Below are 17391 nucleotides of genomic sequence, written 5' to 3' on the forward strand. Positions count from 1 at the left end.
GTCAGGTATTAGGAGTTGAACCCATAGATGGCAGTGGTAGAGGAAAGTTGGATCAACTGCGCTATCCTCCTCAACCCGCTTCTAGTGCTTATCGTCCAAATTCAGAAGATATTGCTCGTGTAGTAGTAGGAGAGTTACAGGATAAACAGAACCGTGCACTAGATCTTGCTACTCTTGCCAATCGAACAGAAGTTGATGTTAAAGTTGACGGTCATGCAATTGTTAGTCGTCACTTAGCAATTCTTGCTATGACAGGAGCTGGCAAAAGTGTAACATCACGCCGAATTATTGAAGAGCTATCTAATAAGAACTATCCAATAATTATTTTTGACCCTCATGGAGATTATACTGGTCTCAAAGAAGTCTCTCAGTTAGAAAGTAGAGTTAAACTATATTACGCTGATCTACCAATTTGGGATGGAAGTTTTGATGATGCAATTAAGATAATCAATGGTCTAAGTGGTGAAGAGCTTTCTATCCCTCAAGAAGAAGCTTTTGAGTCAGTTTTTTCAAGCAGGAAGACGATATTAAGTCAGAGTAATATATCATCAGGCAAAATAAAGAATTTTCTCTATAACGTAATTCAAGACTCAAGAATACAAACATATCCAATTCAGAGGGATCTTTTTGCATTGGCGTACATCTGTGACGCAGTAGGTATTTTAGGTAAAAAGGTTAGTGATAAAGAGGAGAGAGATGCTAGCGCTTCGTTTATCGATGAGTTTAGCGATTTGGGATTCGAGGCCATTCGGAAAGTAGATGGGCGTTCAGCAGGGACTTTTAAAGCCCTTGCCAGAAAACTTCGCCGTTCAGCTTTTGCTCTTCGCGAGATGGAAAACATAAATAGATCACGTGCTGGTAATGCAGAACCATTACCTATTGAAAGACTAAGCTTAATTAACTATGGCCAAATAAGTGTGATTTCTCTGGCAGGCTATACTGAATTACTTCAAGCCACTTTATATACATTAATTGCGAAAGATTTATTTAGAGCTAGAGTTCAAGGAAGCTTGCCATATCAATATTTCATGGTCCTTGAAGAAGCGCACAATTTTGTGCCTTCCAAATCAGATAACCCTGCTATTGTAAGATCTATCGGAGTTACTAAACAAATTGCTCAGGAAGGTCGGAAGTTTGGGGTTGGATTGCTTCTTATTAGTCAGCGACCATCCAGATTAGATGAAACAACTTTAGCGATGTGTAATTCATACATCATTATGCGCATGGTTAACCCTGCTGATCAAAACTTTGTGCGTAAGGTTGTTGAAAGTCTTGGAGAAGATGAAGCTAAGATGCTACCAGATTTGGATGTTGGAGAAGCCATATTATCAGGGCAATTAATTAATTTTCCAGTCTTGGTGCGTATTAAGAAGCCCCAATCTAGTGGAGAACGCGAAGAAAGGGATGCATTTGAAGTGCTGGAAGAAGCTAATCGCGCTGCCAAACCCAATAGATCTAGGAGATAGAGCATTTGGAGATTGTTGCTGGAACACCCCTAAGTGCCCTTAAACCCCGTGTCTGGAATCCTGAATCTGAATACTATCTCCCTCAACTACAGGCAGTTATGATCTCTTATGCCGACTTCCATAAAATGCCTGCTCGAAGACGCAAGGCAATGGAACAAGGGCTTCATCAATATTTAGAAGTTCCAACGCATATCAAGATCTACTTAGACAATGGCTCATTCTACTTTATTCGTCATGGTAGTGAAGTACCAGTTAAAGAATATGTTGAATTCGTAAAGCAGGCACAACCTGACTGGTATCCAGTTCCTCAAGACTTCATTCCCTCGCCCAAAATGTCTCTTGTAAAGCAGAAAGAGTGTCTTGAACTGACGATGGATATGAACCGTCGATATAGGCAAGGCAATTACGTGCCTGTTATTCATATTAGTCAAGTATTAGACAAATATGTTTTTCAATTAAAGTCCTACAAATCATTCCTTAAAAAGGAATTCATCGCTTTAGGTGGAATTGTGCCTAACCTACTTAAAGCACCAAAAGCAATGCATCCTCAAAAGATCTTAGAGAAACTGATGTGTGTTCGTCATGAATTTCAAGATAAAAAACTTCATGTTTTTGGGATTGGAGGAACAGCTACCCTTCATATTGCAGCATTACTAGGTATCAACTCTGCTGATTCCAGCGGATGGCGTAATCGAGCTGCACGGGGACTTGTTCAACTCCCAGGAACTGGAGACCGGATGGTCGCTAATCTGGGAAGTTGGCGAGGTCGTAAACCAAGCGACAGAGAATGGCAAATACTCTCTGCATGTCAATGCCCTGCTTGTCATAAATATGGTCTTGAAGGTCTAAAAGCACATGGAGTCTATGGTTTTCGGAACCGAGCAACACATAACCTTTGGATCCTTTTGGAAGAAGCTCGTCAAATTCAAGAGCATCTCATTCTTGGTGATTATGAAAGTTGGTATGGCAACCACCTAGACAACACTTTATATCGCCCTCTCATACAAAAAATTATTGAGACGAGAACAAGTTGTTGATGGATAATAACTATCTGGTATTCATTATCAGATAGATTATCTCACCTGACCGGCACTTCGAAAAATAGATTTCCTTCAGAACTTTAACAATTGACCCCCTTCTGTTTTCGTAGTAAATTGTCAATAAAATCTAGTTTTTGTCAATTAAAGTTGATTTTTCGAAGTACCCTGACTACCAAATTCTGTCACACCTTAAAAACTCAGCTCACGATCATAACCTGTGAGTTCCACATAACCCTTACCCCAAATCGGCTGTTGGGACTGGGTTCCAGAAATACTGACTGCTCCCTCCCAATACTTTGTTGATAGGAGTAACTCCTGATTATTCATCATGGGTGCCACCTGCATCTCTAAATCAAGCTTAGGAACAGAAATGACCCATTTGGAGGGATACTGGGTCCGAGATTGTGGGCTGGTCCATCGATCTAAGACCTGGAGTTGATAATCCTTACCATTTAAATGCAGCACCTTACCTTCTGCATTAATAAAGGTTCCGCTGGATTCTGGTAAGTCAGAGCCATCATGAGACCGAAGGCCATAGAGCATCAACACTGAACCATCCTCTAATTGCAGGGAAAACCAATCCCAACCTTGAGTACCTTGACTCAGCGGTCTCGTCGCAAATTCATGATCCGTCCAGCTAGAACCAGAAACAGTCAAGGTTTCTCCTTGAACAGTGACAGTTCCTTGTGTGGGTTGTTGAACCACAGAGTAGTAATAGGCAGCATTCCCCAACTCGCTGCCTTTAACAAATAAACCCTTATTTCCCTGCAACACAGGAGTTGTCAGCGATACCTGTAGATTCAGGGCAGTTTCTGGCCCTTGAGCATGGAGCTGAAGTTGTCCTGGTTGGACTTCCTCGACAGACCAGTCATCCAGCCAAATTCGGTAAGGATTCGCCTGTGCCCCTGCTAGTTCTGCAGCCCCGCGATTAAATCGCTCCACAGGGTAAAACTGTTGATTCTCAATATCGCTAAGGGTGAAATGGGAAAAATAGACCTGATTACTGCGCCAAGCGGACCCCTGCTGGTCAGGTAAACCGGGGGTGAGGCCCCGACGAAATAGGGTTAACTCATAGCCAAAGAGCCGTCCAGATTCCGTTTCTAGATTGCCCGTGTAGTACCACCATTCAGTTTGGTAGTCCTCATGGGGACCGAAGTCCTTGGGGAACGAGAGCTTGATTGGGACAGTTGCTTTTTGAAATTCAGGAATCTCTGCGGGGCCAGCCCATTCCACTGTACCCTGCTCCATGGCCCAAGCAGGGCTGCCCATGACAAATAACCCAAGAACAAAACTGATCAGCCATCCAAGCCATCGCTGCATAATTACTCCTCCCGAATTGCGCTGGCGACTGTGACCCGACTCAGGCGCCAAGCCGGATAAATGCCTGCCAATAAAGCGGCCACAATGGCCACTAGCCACGCCTGCCAGAAATAGCTGGGATTGAGCTGCATTTGAAGGGTCCAGCCAAAGGACCGCACATTAATCACGTAGATTAAGATCCAGGCCAGCACGTAACCGAGGGGCATGGCCAGAAAACCCGCCACATTGCCCATTAACCCCGTTTCCAGCAAAGTCATCCACCAGAGCTGTTGAGGCGTCATGCCCGTGGCCCGGAGAATACCAATTTCGCGGGTGCGCTCTAGCTGCAGGCTCATCAAAGCGCTCAGAACGCCGATAAATGCCACGATCACGGCTAGTAAGCGCAGAGCTTGAGTAATGGCAAAGGTGCGATCAAAGATTTCTAGGGAGCCGTCCCGAAGGCTGCGTGTGGATTGCACCACCACGTCCGTACGGCCCTGATACCGTTCCCTCAGATCCTCCACTACGGTATCTAGGTCAATATCGGGGGCGGTAAATAGGCCCATAGAGGCAATCCCCTCGTCCCCCCAGATCTGGATAAATGGATCGTTGTCTAAAATCACTGTGCCTTGATCCGAGGAATAATCGTAAAACACTGCCAAGACAGGAAAAGTCTGCGGACCCTGGGGGCTATCGAGAGTAATTGAGGTGGGTGAATCGCTGAGATTGGCTTTGAGGAGCAGAGCTTCCGAGACAATTACGCCTTCGCCACGATCCAGAGCAGGCCACGGGTCAATGGAATCCTGTCGCCAGGAATAGGGACGTTGACCGTGGGAGACATCGCCTTCAGCGGAAATCAGTTTGATCGACCGCTCAGTTTCTAAGGTCTCGTCGCCATAGGTAAAGGCAGTGACGGTGGCATCGGTATCGTTATAGGTGACCACATCCTCTAGCCCTGGCCAGCGTTTCATTTCGGCTACCACGGCTGGATCGAGTTGGCCTAAGACCCGGTTAGCGGTGGTACTAGGTGGAGTGACATAGATATCCGCCTGCAGGGTTTGATCCAGCCACTGGACTACAGTAACCCGGAAAGACCCCACCATAATTGAAACGCCGACAATCACTGAAACTGCCACCATTAGGGCTGCGATCGCAACTGAAGTACGGCTCAAGGATCGAACAATATCTCGAGGGGCTAACCGCCCCAATACGCCCAGGGACTGGGTAAGGGGCTGCACCAACTTCATCAAGGTAGCGGTGACAGGAGGCGTCAGCAATGCGGACCCAAGGACGATGGCAAATAGACCTGCAAAGGCCACCACTAATCCTGCTTGCAGTCGCAATAGGCCAATACCAATCACCGTAATCACCACCCAGCTTAGAAAAAGCCAGGGCAGAAGCTTTTGCACCTTATTTTCTAAGGAGGAGCGCTGCAAGATGGTTTGGGGGCTGGTGCGCATGGCTTCTATGGCAGGCACCAAAGCAGCGAGCAGAGCTGAGCTAATGCCAATCAGAACCCCCTTTAGTAGCAAGATGGGCGGGATAGCCACCTGCTGCACACTGACCACAAAGTAAAAGTCGTTGATGGTTTGGGTAATCAGGCCAACAATGCTTCGGGCCAGCACAATCCCTAATCCTAGCCCCAGAACTGATCCGAGAATTCCCAGAATGGCCGTTTCACCCATAATCAGGGTAAAAAGCTGCCTGGGGGTGGTGCCTAAGCAGCGCAGCACTCCAAATAGAGGACGGCGCTGGACCACACTAAAGGTAACGGTGTTGTATATCAGAAACATGCCCACCACCAAGGCCAGCAGGCTGAGGGCCGTCAGGTTTAACCGGAAGGCTGCCGTCATCTGCCGCACGGCGTTTTTTTGAGCAGCAGCGGTTTCTAGTCTGGCGTCTTCGGGTAGTAGAGATGAGATCGCATCCAAGTCTCCCTCTGCTTCAGCAATCAGATCAATATGGCTGAGGTGCCCTTCCATCTGCAAGATCTCTTGGGCCGTGGCAATATCGGTAAAAATCAGGCTGCTTAAGGCCCGCTGGGCGGTGGTGCTCTCCGGCTGTACCTTGCCCACTAACCGCACTGGCACTAGACGTCCGGCCACATCAAGAGTCAGGGTATCGCCTAAATCCACCTGATAGCGTCGGGCCACATCCGTGGAGAGGACGACGGTATTGGGTTCGGTCAAAAAGGTTTGTAAGCCTGCCAACCCCACGGTTTGATTCTCCGGGGCAAAGTAATTGCGAAAGGGTGGTTCTGAGAATAAATCTACCCCGACGAGGCGCATGGGCTGGTTACCCAAGTCAGGAGCCAAGACATAGCCATCCACAATGGGGGCGGTTTTAGTGAGGCCCGCCTGTTGGCGAATTTGCAGATAAACGGACTCATCAATGCCAGCAGGAGCAATGGATTCAATTTGGTGGGTTGCCCGACCTGCGATCGCATCTGTAGATAATTCAAAAGCCGTTTGAGCGGAGCCATTGGCCAGGTCAATGGACACCAGCATGGCCACCCCCAAGGCTACCCCCAGCAAACAGAGAATATATTGCAAGGAGCGCTGCTGAAAGCGTCGCCAGGCCATTCGCCACAGGGGCCGATTGGAGCTTTGAGGTTCTTTTTGGGGTTCTAAGGCTGCGGTCATCAGGCCGCCCCCAGTCGAGTGTCTTCCACCAGGTGACCATCCAGCATCCGCACCACTCGATCAGCCAGTTGGGCAATCTCGGGGTTATGAGTGGCCATAATCAGGGTTTTCTGGGCCGAACGGGTTAGCTCTAGCAGCAGATCCAGCACAATCTTGCCTGTTTCCTCATCCAGATTTCCTGTGGGTTCATCGGCTAAGACCAACATCGGGTCATGGACCAAGGCCCTGGCAATGGCCACTCGCTGCTGCTGTCCCCCCGAAAGTTTATCAGGGAAAGCATCGCCTCGATCTTCGAGACCCACCCGTTGCAAAAGTGCGATCGCTTTTTTTGATACCTCCGCCTGGGATACACCTGCTAATTCCTGGGGCAGGGTGATATTCTCTAATACCGTCAGGGTGGGGATCAGGTTAAAAAATTGAAAGATAAAACCGATGCGATCTCGGCGAAACAAGGTGCGATCTCGCTCATTCAGTTCAGACAATTTCACAGAATTGATGGTGACTTGTCCCGTTGTGGGCTGTTCAATACCGCTGAGTAAATTGAGCAAGGTACTTTTGCCACTACCGCTTTGGCCCAACAGCACCACAAACTCACCTGTGGCAAAGGTGGCCGTTATCTCTCGCAAGACCTGACGGTCAACCAGCCCCTCTTGGAAAGACTTAGTCAGTCTATCCAGTTGAACAAAGGTTGGAATGTTATGGGTACCTGTGTCTAAAGCCGCTTCTTGCCAGGGAGAAGACTGAGCCATCGTGAATTAACCTGAAAAAGAACAGAAATGCTTTACAAAGGTTAACATTTTGAAGGCTCAAGCTCAGACACTAGTCTACTAACAATACCTACACTTGAAACCTCTACTGGTCAGAAGTTCCAAACTGCACCATTCATAACGATTTCAGTGAATTCCTGAATGCCTTGCAAATGGGCTTAGCTCAGTATTTCTCTGAACGACCTTCATCTCAGCGTCTGCTGGGGATGATCCGTTCTGTGCTTGGTCTGCTCATCGTTTTCTCAACGCATGGTGGTGGGATTTATCCAAGGAACTGGATCGAATTAGGTCGCGTCGGGTGCATTTTAGCTAGATCCTTCCTGTTTGCAGACCAGTGCCACATTCATGAGTTTTTTAGTTCGCTCGTATCCAAAGGTAAGCTATCTTTTGAATCTTTATCTATTAGGCTTGGACAAAGAATATCATACTCTGTTTCACTTTCATGTATTCCCAATGACTCTATACTATTAATCAATAAATTGCGATGTTTAAGCGAGCGATTTTTCTTTGGAGCAACGTTTTTCTTTGGCTTTTTCAATTCACAATCATAACCAAGAAAATGGCAGATTTTTTCAGCTGCTAATTCATCTCGGATATAGTTAACAATCAACAAGTCTGATGGTCTTTCCGAAAAGTATGAAAGTACAAATGAATGATAATTATTTCTATTCTTGATCCACAGTTTCACCGCTTCTTCCGTCTCATCCCAATATTGACTTCTTGCTTTATTAGGATTTTCTTGTTTTTGCCTTTCAATATGTTCTAGTCGGCTATAGACCCAATTATTTAGTTCTCGCACTTGGAGAATGAATTTTGATCCAGGAAATAGTTCATCAAGCTTAGCAAGCTTAGCAAGTTCACCACTCGGCCTGCCATCACTGAAACAGTCATACAGTAGGAAAAAACTGGGTTCCGGATTTGTCCGCCATTTAGTGCCATGATAGGATGAGAGCCCTAGGGATTGAAAAAGAGAATGTAGTGATGTTGTTCCACATTTATTGAACCCAATTGCAAAAATCTTTTTTTGTCTAATACCAAATTGATATAGAAGTAAGAGTATGGGGTACTTTATCGCACGTATGATACGCGAATTAAGTCTGGAAAAATTAATTGCTGCCATCAACTTATTTCGTATATATGAGAATTTGGATTCTTCTTTAAGCCTATTTGCTAGAGAATATTATATTACAGAAAAATAATTAAATAGTCAACTCATTTTGGGTTTTATGTTATGAAAGAATTTACTTAAAACTTTTTTCTGTATAATATTCAGCCGACACAGGCTAACATAACTCAAGTCTTTTTGTTTGCCTGCAAATATATCAAACTCATTGAGAGTCACGGACGGAATGTCGTATATTGGGCACTAGTCTTTAGGAGAACGGTAAACCACCGAAGCCCATCACAGGCTTGTACACACTCCCAAACCGCTTGAACGCCATTGTAAAAAGTTGTGCATTCTGTGCCGTATACCAATCGCGGCTCTCGCGTTCACAGAAAATGACTTCTCTCAATCCCCGTCAACTGGCATTTCAGAGCCTCAAAGCAGTCCATCGAGGAGCCTATGCAGATGTAGCCCTCAACCGAGTGATGCCGAAAACAATATCGGATGCAGACCGCCGTCTATTGACTGAGCTGCTCTACGGCAGCGTTCGTCGCCAACGCACGCTGGATGCCCTGATTGATCAATTTGCCAAAAAGCCTGCTCATCAGCAGCCTCCCGACCTCCGCACCTTATTGCATCTTGGGCTCTATCAACTCCGCTATTTAGACCATATTCCCGATGCTGCCGCTATTTTCACCACCGTAGAGTTAGCTAAGTACAATCAATTGTCAGGATTATCCGGTTTTGTCAATGGATTGCTCCGACAATATGCACGGGCAGCAACCAACCATACAGACCCCCTGGAGTTACCGTCTGATCCCATCCAGCGATTAGGGATTTTATATAGTTATCCCGATTGGATAGTTCAGGTCTGGAATAAACAACTTGGGCTAGAAGAGACAGAGCAGCTCTGTAATTATTGCAATCAGCCACCCCACATTGACTTACGGATTAATCCTCTGAAGACGGAACGAGAGGTTGTGCGATCGCAACTCGCAGCAGCAGGGGTCACAACAACGCTACTCCCTCATTTACCCCAAGCCCTCAGAATCGAAGGTAAATCCGGACCGATTCCCCAATTGCCCGGCTTTCAGGAAGGTTTATGGACTGTGCAGGAGGCGAGCGCCCAGCTAGTCGGACATTTGCTGAATCCTCAACCCGGAGCTATTGCCCTTGATATCTGTGCAGCACCCGGTGGGAAAACGACTCATATGGCGGAGCTAATGGAGAATCGTGGGGAGATTTGGGCGTGCGATCGCACCCCGTCTCGTCTGCGCAAGTTGCAACAGAATCTTCAGCGTTTGCAGATCAACATGGTCCAGATTTGGACCGGGGACAGTCGTCACCTTCCCAACCATATCCCGCTCGCAGACTACGTGCTGGTGGATGCACCTTGCTCAGGCATGGGCACGCTTAATCGTCATGCCGACGCCCGTTGGCGACAAACACCAGACAACATTCAAGACTTATCCGTTCTCCAGCTCGAACTTCTTCTGAACAGCGTTCGTTGGGTAAAGCCCGGTGGCTATCTGCTGTATTCCACCTGCACCCTGCACTCCCAAGAGAACGAAAAGGTGATTGAGCAGTTTCTGGCGCAAAAGCCAAATTGGAAAAGCCAACGTCTTGCTGCAAAGCAATGGCTGAGTCCAGATCAACAGGCCACAGGTCTTAAGATTTGGCCTCACCAACGTCAGATGGATGGTTTTTTTATAGCCCTCTTACAACAAATTTAAGGCTCGCACAAATTGTAGATGATACTCAGTTTGACAATAGTTATGAGTACTTCATAAAACCTAGTTTTACGTTGGATTCCCGACATTCAATTCTGTGTATAATTTGCCACATCAATCCCTTCTGTCCCTGCTCCTGAGACAGTAGCCCATGCTAAAAAAGCTCCTATTATTTGTCTCAATGTCCGCCATTGCTGCTTGCCAAGGTGGCGTTCAATCTACCCCCGAAAGGGTGATTCAAAAAATACTGGACGCTGCCAAAACCCGGGAATTAAGACAACTCAGCTCCTTGTGCGCACCACAGGCAGAAACGACCGCCAATATTATCTGCGAAATTTCCGAAGCGCAGCCCGAACAGAAAGAAGCCTTTGTGCATCGCTTCCTGACCGCAGAGATAAGGGGAAATACAGAATTCTCAGGCTACACGGCAACTGTAGAAGCCGTTATGCAGCCCCACCAGCAGCATTCTCTACGATTTGACCTCATTCAAGAAAACGGGGCTTGATATTTACAACGCCTGCAGGAGTAGGGGTTGTACCAATAAAGCATGGGTATAACCCAATCGCTGGAGCAATATTCCTGAAAAGTTGTGAATATAGATCACTATCAACCAGCAGCAATTTGCTAAGGACCACTACCATGAACTTCGGGCAAGGCTTTTTCGTTGGGGTCCTTTTTTTGGCGGCTTGTACAGATCCGGGGATACAAGCAACACCTGAAGGAGTGGTCCAAAAGGTTTTCGAAGTGGCCTCATCCAAGAATTATCAGGAATTAAAAGGGTTATGCGCCCCAGAGGCTGACCAAGGCATCCAAAAAATTTGTGATCTTAGCGATGCCACTGCAGATCAGCAGGCTCGCTTTTCCGAAGAAGTTTCCCAGGGAAGCTATGATCCTGCTCAGATTATGGGAGATAAAGCTACCATTAGCCTCAAGAACAAAGATGGTAAGGCGGACGGTAAGGTGTTTCTGGTGCAAAAAAAGGGCCGCTGGTACATGGTCAGTGGAGAATAAAGTGGCCCACCTATTCGTCGGGTTCAATGGTGCTCGTTAAACCGTGCATCTTCAGGGTTTCACAATAGAATTCAGCATGTTCAAACGCGCAGGTAATCACCAGGGCAATGCCGTTGGTGTGGGCTTCCATCATCACGCTTACCGCTTGGGGTTGCGTCAGATTGGGAACGGTTTGCAGCAAAACCTGAACAACATGCTCCATTGGGTTGAAATCATCATTATGGAGCAAAACACGATATTTGGGTGCCAACTTGCGGCTTGTAGAACGTTTTTCCAGTGTTTCAACAGACATTGTCGTTTGGCTCAATACGATTGAATAACAACAGAAGGGCACAGCAACTTGAAATTCTAGGGTGAGGTGCAAACACTCACCTATAGATATTTTAACTCTGAACCCTAAGCGGTCTCTCCTGTTTTGTCAATATTCCAGGAGAAATACACCGTTGTCCCTGGCAATGCTTTTCCAAGAGGCTAGATGATTAAGAACAAGTCCATATGGGATAGTGATTAACCTCAGTTTTTGGCTTCAGAGATTCTGCAATCCCCGTACGGAGCAGGAGTGTAAAGAGGCAAGTTATAAAGTTATAATTTCTGCGAAGCCATCTTACCGATCCTATCCCATGACCAACCCTATAATTCGTGCATTTTTCTTGGGTCGAGCCACTGCTGAAGTGTTGTATGAAGAGATCGAACATCAACTCACAGATACCTTGAGTAATGTCGGTAAATTCGATGCTGAACAGCGGGAAAAACTCCGCCAATTTACCAACCAGGTCATGGAAAGAGCTGATACTGAGGCTGCTCGTAACCCCCAAGGTTACTCATCAGCCCCGAGTACTGCGTCTAATTCTGCTGACTTGCAAGAAACCATTGATGAGTTGCGGGCAGAAATTGCCCAACTCCGCTCAGCCCTGCAAAATTACCGCAGCCATTCTAGTTAGTGCTTGTGTCAGTTTCCGCCTCTGAGTTGACCTTTCCAAAACAAAATCGCAAAGCCTATCGCTGGAATCGAGACAATTATTCCCGCCAACGTCGTTTTGTGGATATTTGGGCTTTTGTACTGCAGTTACTCAGCTCTCGCTGGTGGCTCAGTAAATCCTGGAGCTATCTCGGAGGGATGACGGAAGCGAAACGAGCAGCGAGACGAAGAAAGCAAGCCGTCTGGATTCGGGAGACGCTCCTTGATCTAGGTCCCACCTTTATCAAGGTCGGGCAATTGTTTTCGACCCGTGCCGATCTGTTTCCCGCCGAGTACGTCGAGGAACTCTCGAAACTCCAGGATCGCGTGCCTGCGTTTAACTACGAAATTGTTGAACGCATTATTGAACAAGACTTTGGCAGAACCATTCCAGAGCTTTATTGTAGTTTCGATCCTATTCCCTTAGCTGCAGCCAGTTTGGGGCAGGTTCATCGTGCCCAACTGCAATCGGGGGAGGAGGTTGTCGTCAAGATCCAGCGACCCGGTCTCAAAAAACTATTTGATATTGATCTCAGAATTCTAAAGGGCATTGCCCATTATTTTCAGAATCATCCGAAATGGGGGCCTGGGCGAGACTGGCTAGGCATCTATGAAGAATGCTGCAAGATTTTGTACGAAGAAATCGACTACTTAAATGAGGGCCGGAATGCAGATCAGTTTCGCCGTAATTTTCGGGAGCAGACGTGGGTGTATATTCCCCGAGTATTTTGGCGATACGCTACTCCGCGTGTCCTCACTTTAGAGTATGTCCCGGGTCTCAAAATAAGCAATTACGATGCGATTGATGCAGCCGGGATTGATCGCAAGCAGATTGCCCAATTGAGTGCAAAAGCCTATCTCTACCAATTACTGACAGATGGTTTCTTCCACGCAGATCCCCACCCAGGTAATTTGGCAGTGAGTTCTGATGGGCAACTGATTTTTTACGATTTTGGCATGATGGGTCGGATCACGCCGATTACCCGAGAGAAGCTGCTGAAGACCTTTTTTGGATTTGCTCAAAAAGATGCGAATAAAGTCATTGCTTCTTTGATTGATTTAGGGGCACTATTGCCGGTAGAGGATATGGGGCCAATCCGGCGATCGATCCAATATATGTTGGATAATTTTATGGGACAGCCGTTTGATCAGCAATCTGTTGCTCAAATTGGGGATGACCTGTTTGAGATTGCCTATGATCAGCCCTTTCGCTTCCCCGCAACGTTTACATTTGTAATGCGGGCCTTTTCTACTCTAGAAGGGGTGGGTAGGGGGCTAGATCCCTCGTTTAACTTTATGGAGGTTGCAGAACCTTTTGCAGCGGAGCTTATGACAAACGGTGGGTTTTCGAACAATCAAAGGGGTGATTTATTCGGGGAGTTGGGAAGACAAGCCGCACAGGTCAGCAATACGGCTTTGGGGTTACCTCGTCGCATGGAGGATACCCTTGATAAATTGGAGCAGGGCGATCTGCGGATGCGGGTTCGTTCGGCTGAAACGGACCGAATTCTCCGTCGGTTGAACTTAACCCATATGGGAACGAACTATGCGCTGCTTATCGGGGCATTTACGCTATCCGCCACCATTTTGCTGGTGAATAAGTATGTATGGCTAGCTGCGATCGCAGCTTTCGTTGCCGCGCTGGCGAGTCTAGTGTTTTTGCGGCTTCTGTTAAGAATTAAACGCTATGACAGTTTTGAGCGAATGTTGTAGCATTCTAGAGTCGCATCAGGAATGGTGCTTTTTCGCTAGACTGTAGGAATATCTGGGGCCTAGTATAATCTTCTTGATTGAAGTTACGAGTGATCACTGTAGAGGAAAAATCAAATCGTTGAATCTGATATGAAACGTCTGTTTGCTGGCCTTAGCGATCAGGGACTAGTCCGAAAAGCAAATCAGGACTCTTACCGCATAGATGAACCCGAAGGCCGTTTTTTTATCGTGGCGGATGGCATGGGAGGTCATGCAGGCGGCGAAGAAGCCAGTCGCATCGCAGCTGAAACCATCCAAGCATTTTTGGAGAGCAATTGGCAATCTCAGCTGAATCCCCCTGAATTACTAGAAAAAGCGCTACGGCAAGCCAATCAAGATATTATCCAGAATCAAAAAGAGTATCCAGAGCGAGCTGATATGGGAACAACCGTTGTGGTTGTCCTATTTCCTGCTGAAGGACAACCCTGGTGTGCCCATATTGGGGATTCGCGACTCTATCGCTGGAGAGGTTCTCAACTCGATCAAGTGACAGAAGACCATACTTGGATCTCTCAAGCTGTCAAGTCTGGACTGCTGACCACCGAACAAGCTCGGCGTCACCCATGGCGTCATGTTCTGGCTCAGTGTCTGGGCAGGGAAGAATTAGATGAAATTGGGATTCAGCCTTTGGATGTAAAGGCTGGCGATCAGCTATTGCTGTGTAGTGATGGGCTAACGGAAGAGTTAGCCGACGAGCAGATTGCTCCATTCTTTCAAGCTAACCATCCTTGTGAAGAGGTGGTCAGTGCTTTAGTGGAAGCCGCCAAAGAGGAAGGCGGCCAAGACAATATCACAGTCGTACTCGTTGCCGTGGGAGAGGCGGAAGAGGATAGCGCGAATTGGGCGAATGACATTGCGCTTGATGATGATCCCACTGGCGATTTGGGTGAAGACTAGCGGCTTTTGTGAATGCCTCGCTGTCGCAGTTGTTGAATAAAGAAATCTTCTAGGGACTGGCGTACCATTTTCATTTCGACCAAAGTCCCGCCCATTTGCTCAAGGCTAGATAGAAATTGTTGGGGGTTGGCTTGAAGCTGACCATGCCACTGTTCTGCCTGCATTTCAAAATCGATTAGCAAGTTTGCTAAAGCTTGTGGCTTGCCGCCTCGTCCTTTGACCTGGTACTTTTGGGTCTTTGCCCCCAAAAGCTGATCAAGGGTTCCTTCGCAAATCAGTTCCCCTAAAGCGAGGATGGCGACGCGATCGCAAATCACTTCCACATCCGATAAAACGTGGCTATTGAAAAAGACCGTCTTGCCCTGCTCTTTGAGAGACAAGATGATTTCCCGCATTTGGTATCGTCCCATGGGATCGAGACCGGACATCGGCTCATCCAAGAACACGAGTTTGGGGTCATTGATCAAGGCTTGAGCCATGCCGACTCGTTGCAACATGCCCTTGGAATAGCGTCGCATTTGCTTTTTCTTGGCCGCTTTGCGATCAAGCCCCACCAGATCTAATAATTCTGGGATCCGACGTTTCTGCACTTTTTCTGGGATTTGGAATAGTCCCGCTGCATACTTCAGAAATTCCCAACCCGTCAAATAGTCGTAGAAGTAAGCGTTTTCTGGTAGATATCCAATATACTGCTTGGCAGATCGGTCACCCAGCGGCTTACCCAACAGAAACCCTCTACCTGCAGACGGTTTGGCAAGCCCCAAAAGAATTTTCAATAAGGTCGTTTTTCCGGCACCATTAGGCCCCAATAAACCAAACGTCTCACCCGGCATGACCTGAACACTGCATTGCTGCAGGGAAGTAACGGTTTTGTTCATCCAAAAACCAGTGCGATAGGTCTTGCGTAAACTAAACGTTTGAATAATCGGTTGCTGTTCAGCAGGTCCGGAAACTGCAGTCTTGCTAGATGAAGAATTGGTGGATGAAGGTGTGATTTTGGATTCGGAATTCATGACTTTGGGGAAAGAAAAAAGGGAATCAACCTTTTGAGTAGCTAGACAACATAAATTCTGTCCTTATCTTTCCCTAGTTTTGATTGACTCTTAAACCCAAGAGTATTTAAGAGGGATGATGTACTCAATTTATCGAGATCTGTAGCCCTGTTTTTAAGTAAACAACAGAATTAGAGACTGGATCAGACCAATCACAACCCCCAGAACCCCTCCCAGGATGACGATGGCCCGCAACTCTGTTTTGACAAGGCCCTGAATGGCCGCTTCTAAGTCTTCGGGAGCGGTGTGGTTGACCCGATCAATAATGACCTGATCAAGATTGAGGATAGGCAGAGCCTTCATCACAATCATTTCCAAATCGCGCTCTAAGTATCGCTCCAAAATCAAGGCTAAGTCTTCACTGATATCTTTAAGGGAGGTGGCAACCACCTCTGAGGTCCGCAAGCGATTGACAATCAGCATGGCGGTTTCATTCCAATCTACGGAAGTTCCAAGATTTTGCAAGACGGAAATCCCTTTGTTCTGGGTGTACCCCCGCACACTTTCGCGAAATTGCTGTCGGAGTTGTCGCACGGTCCGAACGGGCAAATTTTGCAGGGATAAACTCGCGAGCCATTCGATAAAACGTTGGCGAATTCCCAGGGATGCCAGCAATTCCGCCACAATTGCATTACAGGCCAGCTTCTCTTCGATGCAAAAAGTTCGTAACTTTACGAGGCCACTCTGGGCTCCCATCACATTGGCGACTAACCAATAGGTCCCGCTGGTTTTAGTGCGCAGATCGCGATCCAGAATGGCAATATTGCGATCCGTGAGGAAGTCGATCAGCAATAGCCGCAAGGTGTCGGGGGGCACAACAACGTTAATAATCCAGTTAGCGAGCTGTTGGGCTTGCTCGTCGGTCAGTTGTACATCCAATAAAACCTGATCAAACACTTGGTCCAGCTGATCCTGGAGAAAATCTTCCCGTCGTGCCAAGGCCACAATAATTCGCGGCAGCGATTGATCGGCAAAGTCCCTCAGAATATTGGCGAGAATTTGAGCGGTTCTCTGATCGGTATCGGACCTCACTTGATCTAACGCAAGTTGTAACAACCAGAAAATTGCGCCTTGTACTCGTTCTGTCTGTAACAATCGCTGGGCAACGGCTTGCAACTCTTCTGGCGTCAACAAGGAAGTCATGATTGCGTCAGATACTTTCTGCGCCAACCGTTCCTGGTTGCGGGGGATTAAACCCGGGGTAAAAGGGAGTCGTCGATCGCCTAGCTGGATGGATCGATAGGGCTTAAACAACATGGCGATGGCGAGGTCATTGGTGAAATAGCCAATAATGCCCCCGGCAATGGGGGGCACAATTATGACGCCCAGGGTAGACCAGTCCAATCCGTTTGCCTCATCAATGACAGCCCCCTCTGAAAAAAGCTTACCCTCAATTAATCCAGCTGCGATCTTTAGGCAAACCAGGCTGAATCTTAAAGGTTTCCATTCGTCCGCATCGGTCGTTGAACCGCTGATCTGAAGTTTATCCAAACATGATTGGATAAGCCTGTCGATATTCCTTTTCCAAATTTGTGGCGACCTGCCGTTTCGCATCAAAAGCTGCGCTATGATGGTAAAGCCAAATTTGCGGACGTGGCGGAATTGGTAGACGCGCTAGATTTAGGTTCTAGTACTGCAAAGTGTGAAGGTTCAAGTCCTTTCGTCCGCATTC

The 17391-nt window shown here is 47.2% G+C and carries 15 protein-coding genes, 1 tRNA gene and 1 pseudogene; 9 read left to right on the plus strand and 8 right to left on the minus strand.

Annotated features, from left to right (window positions below; genetic code table 11):
- Together Q0991_RS11615 and Q0991_RS11620 are read left to right on the plus strand one after the other, a co-directional pair.
- A partial coding sequence (locus Q0991_RS11615; RefSeq protein WP_299488605.1) for an ATP-binding protein occupies positions 1-1466 on the plus strand: 1466 nt, incomplete at its 5' end.
- A gap of 5 nt (positions 1467-1471) precedes the next feature.
- Positions 1472-2503: a hypothetical protein gene (locus Q0991_RS11620; RefSeq protein ID WP_299488607.1), complete on the plus strand. Its 1032-nt coding sequence runs from the start codon at positions 1472-1474 to the stop codon at positions 2501-2503.
- Positions 2504-2695: 192 nt separating this feature from the next.
- Here the strand turns inward: Q0991_RS11620 and Q0991_RS11625 are convergent, their stop codons facing one another.
- The 5 genes and pseudogenes from Q0991_RS11625 to Q0991_RS11645 form a co-directional block, all read right to left on the minus strand.
- Positions 2696-3826 (minus strand): lipocalin-like domain-containing protein, encoded by a 1131-nt coding sequence (locus Q0991_RS11625; RefSeq protein ID WP_299488609.1) that lies wholly within the window; start codon positions 3824-3826, stop codon positions 2696-2698.
- Positions 3827-3828: 2 nt separating this feature from the next.
- Positions 3829-6447, minus strand: coding sequence for an ABC transporter permease (locus tag Q0991_RS11630; RefSeq protein ID WP_299488611.1), 2619 nt, complete (start codon positions 6445-6447; stop codon positions 3829-3831).
- Positions 6447-7196: an ABC transporter ATP-binding protein gene (locus Q0991_RS11635; RefSeq protein WP_299488613.1), complete on the minus strand. Its 750-nt coding sequence runs from the start codon at positions 7194-7196 to the stop codon at positions 6447-6449. The genes Q0991_RS11630 and Q0991_RS11635 overlap by 1 nt, the downstream gene beginning before the upstream one ends.
- A gap of 361 nt (positions 7197-7557) precedes the next feature.
- The gene (locus Q0991_RS11640; protein WP_299488615.1) at positions 7558-8334 is read right to left on the minus strand and encodes a hypothetical protein; all 777 of its coding nucleotides are present in this window, start codon (positions 8332-8334) and stop codon (positions 7558-7560) included.
- Positions 8335-8597: 263 nt separating this feature from the next.
- A pseudogene (locus tag Q0991_RS11645) lies at positions 8598-8719 on the minus strand (IS1 family transposase); the annotation flags it as partial.
- Between Q0991_RS11645 and Q0991_RS11650 the strand changes: the two are divergent.
- The 3 genes from Q0991_RS11650 to Q0991_RS11660 all read left to right on the plus strand — a co-directional run bounded on the left by Q0991_RS11650 (position 8715) and on the right by Q0991_RS11660 (position 11060).
- Positions 8715-10052, plus strand: coding sequence for a 16S rRNA (cytosine(967)-C(5))-methyltransferase (locus tag Q0991_RS11650; protein ID WP_299488617.1), 1338 nt, complete (start codon positions 8715-8717; stop codon positions 10050-10052). The pseudogene Q0991_RS11645 and the gene Q0991_RS11650 overlap by 5 nt on opposite strands.
- 148 nt (positions 10053-10200) lie before the next feature.
- Positions 10201-10554, plus strand: coding sequence for a hypothetical protein (locus tag Q0991_RS11655; RefSeq protein ID WP_299488619.1), 354 nt, complete (start codon positions 10201-10203; stop codon positions 10552-10554).
- A 134-nt stretch (positions 10555-10688) separates the two neighbouring features.
- Positions 10689-11060 (plus strand): hypothetical protein, encoded by a 372-nt coding sequence (locus Q0991_RS11660; RefSeq protein ID WP_299488621.1) that lies wholly within the window; start codon positions 10689-10691, stop codon positions 11058-11060.
- Positions 11061-11070: 10 nt separating this feature from the next.
- Here the strand turns inward: Q0991_RS11660 and clpS are convergent, their stop codons facing one another.
- Positions 11071-11352 carry an ATP-dependent Clp protease adapter ClpS gene (gene clpS, locus Q0991_RS11665; RefSeq protein WP_299488623.1) on the minus strand — a complete coding sequence of 94 codons (282 nt, stop codon included), beginning with the start codon at positions 11350-11352 and terminating at the stop codon, positions 11071-11073.
- A gap of 328 nt (positions 11353-11680) precedes the next feature.
- Between clpS and Q0991_RS11670 the strand changes: the two genes are divergently transcribed.
- The 3 genes from Q0991_RS11670 to Q0991_RS11680 all read left to right on the plus strand — a co-directional run bounded on the left by Q0991_RS11670 (position 11681) and on the right by Q0991_RS11680 (position 14667).
- Positions 11681-12001, plus strand: a complete 321-nt coding sequence (locus Q0991_RS11670; RefSeq protein WP_299488625.1) for a DUF6825 family protein — start codon at positions 11681-11683, stop codon at positions 11999-12001.
- A complete protein-coding gene (locus Q0991_RS11675) occupies positions 12001-13731 on the plus strand; it encodes an AarF/ABC1/UbiB kinase family protein (RefSeq protein ID WP_299488627.1) in 1731 nt (576 codons plus the stop codon). The genes Q0991_RS11670 and Q0991_RS11675 overlap by 1 nt, the downstream gene beginning before the upstream one ends.
- A gap of 129 nt (positions 13732-13860) precedes the next feature.
- Entirely contained in the window at positions 13861-14667 is an 807-nt protein-coding gene (locus Q0991_RS11680) for a Stp1/IreP family PP2C-type Ser/Thr phosphatase (protein ID WP_299488629.1), read from the plus strand.
- Here Q0991_RS11680 and Q0991_RS11685 read toward each other — a convergent pair.
- Both Q0991_RS11685 and Q0991_RS11690 read right to left on the minus strand, forming a co-directional pair.
- Positions 14664-15680 carry an ABC transporter ATP-binding protein gene (locus tag Q0991_RS11685; protein WP_299488631.1) on the minus strand — a complete coding sequence of 339 codons (1017 nt, stop codon included), beginning with the start codon at positions 15678-15680 and terminating at the stop codon, positions 14664-14666. The genes Q0991_RS11680 and Q0991_RS11685 overlap by 4 nt on opposite strands.
- A 153-nt stretch (positions 15681-15833) precedes the next feature.
- On the minus strand, positions 15834-17063 hold the full coding sequence (locus tag Q0991_RS11690; protein WP_299488634.1) for a DUF445 family protein: 1230 nt from the start codon (positions 17061-17063) through the stop codon (positions 15834-15836).
- A gap of 243 nt (positions 17064-17306) precedes the next feature.
- Here Q0991_RS11690 and Q0991_RS11695 point away from each other — a divergent pair.
- Positions 17307-17388 (plus strand) — tRNA-Leu (locus Q0991_RS11695).
- Positions 17389-17391: the final 3 nt, after the last annotated feature.

This window comes from Acaryochloris sp. IP29b_bin.137 (assembly GCF_028285745.1).
Lineage (GTDB): Bacteria > Cyanobacteriota > Cyanobacteriia > Thermosynechococcales > Thermosynechococcaceae > Acaryochloris.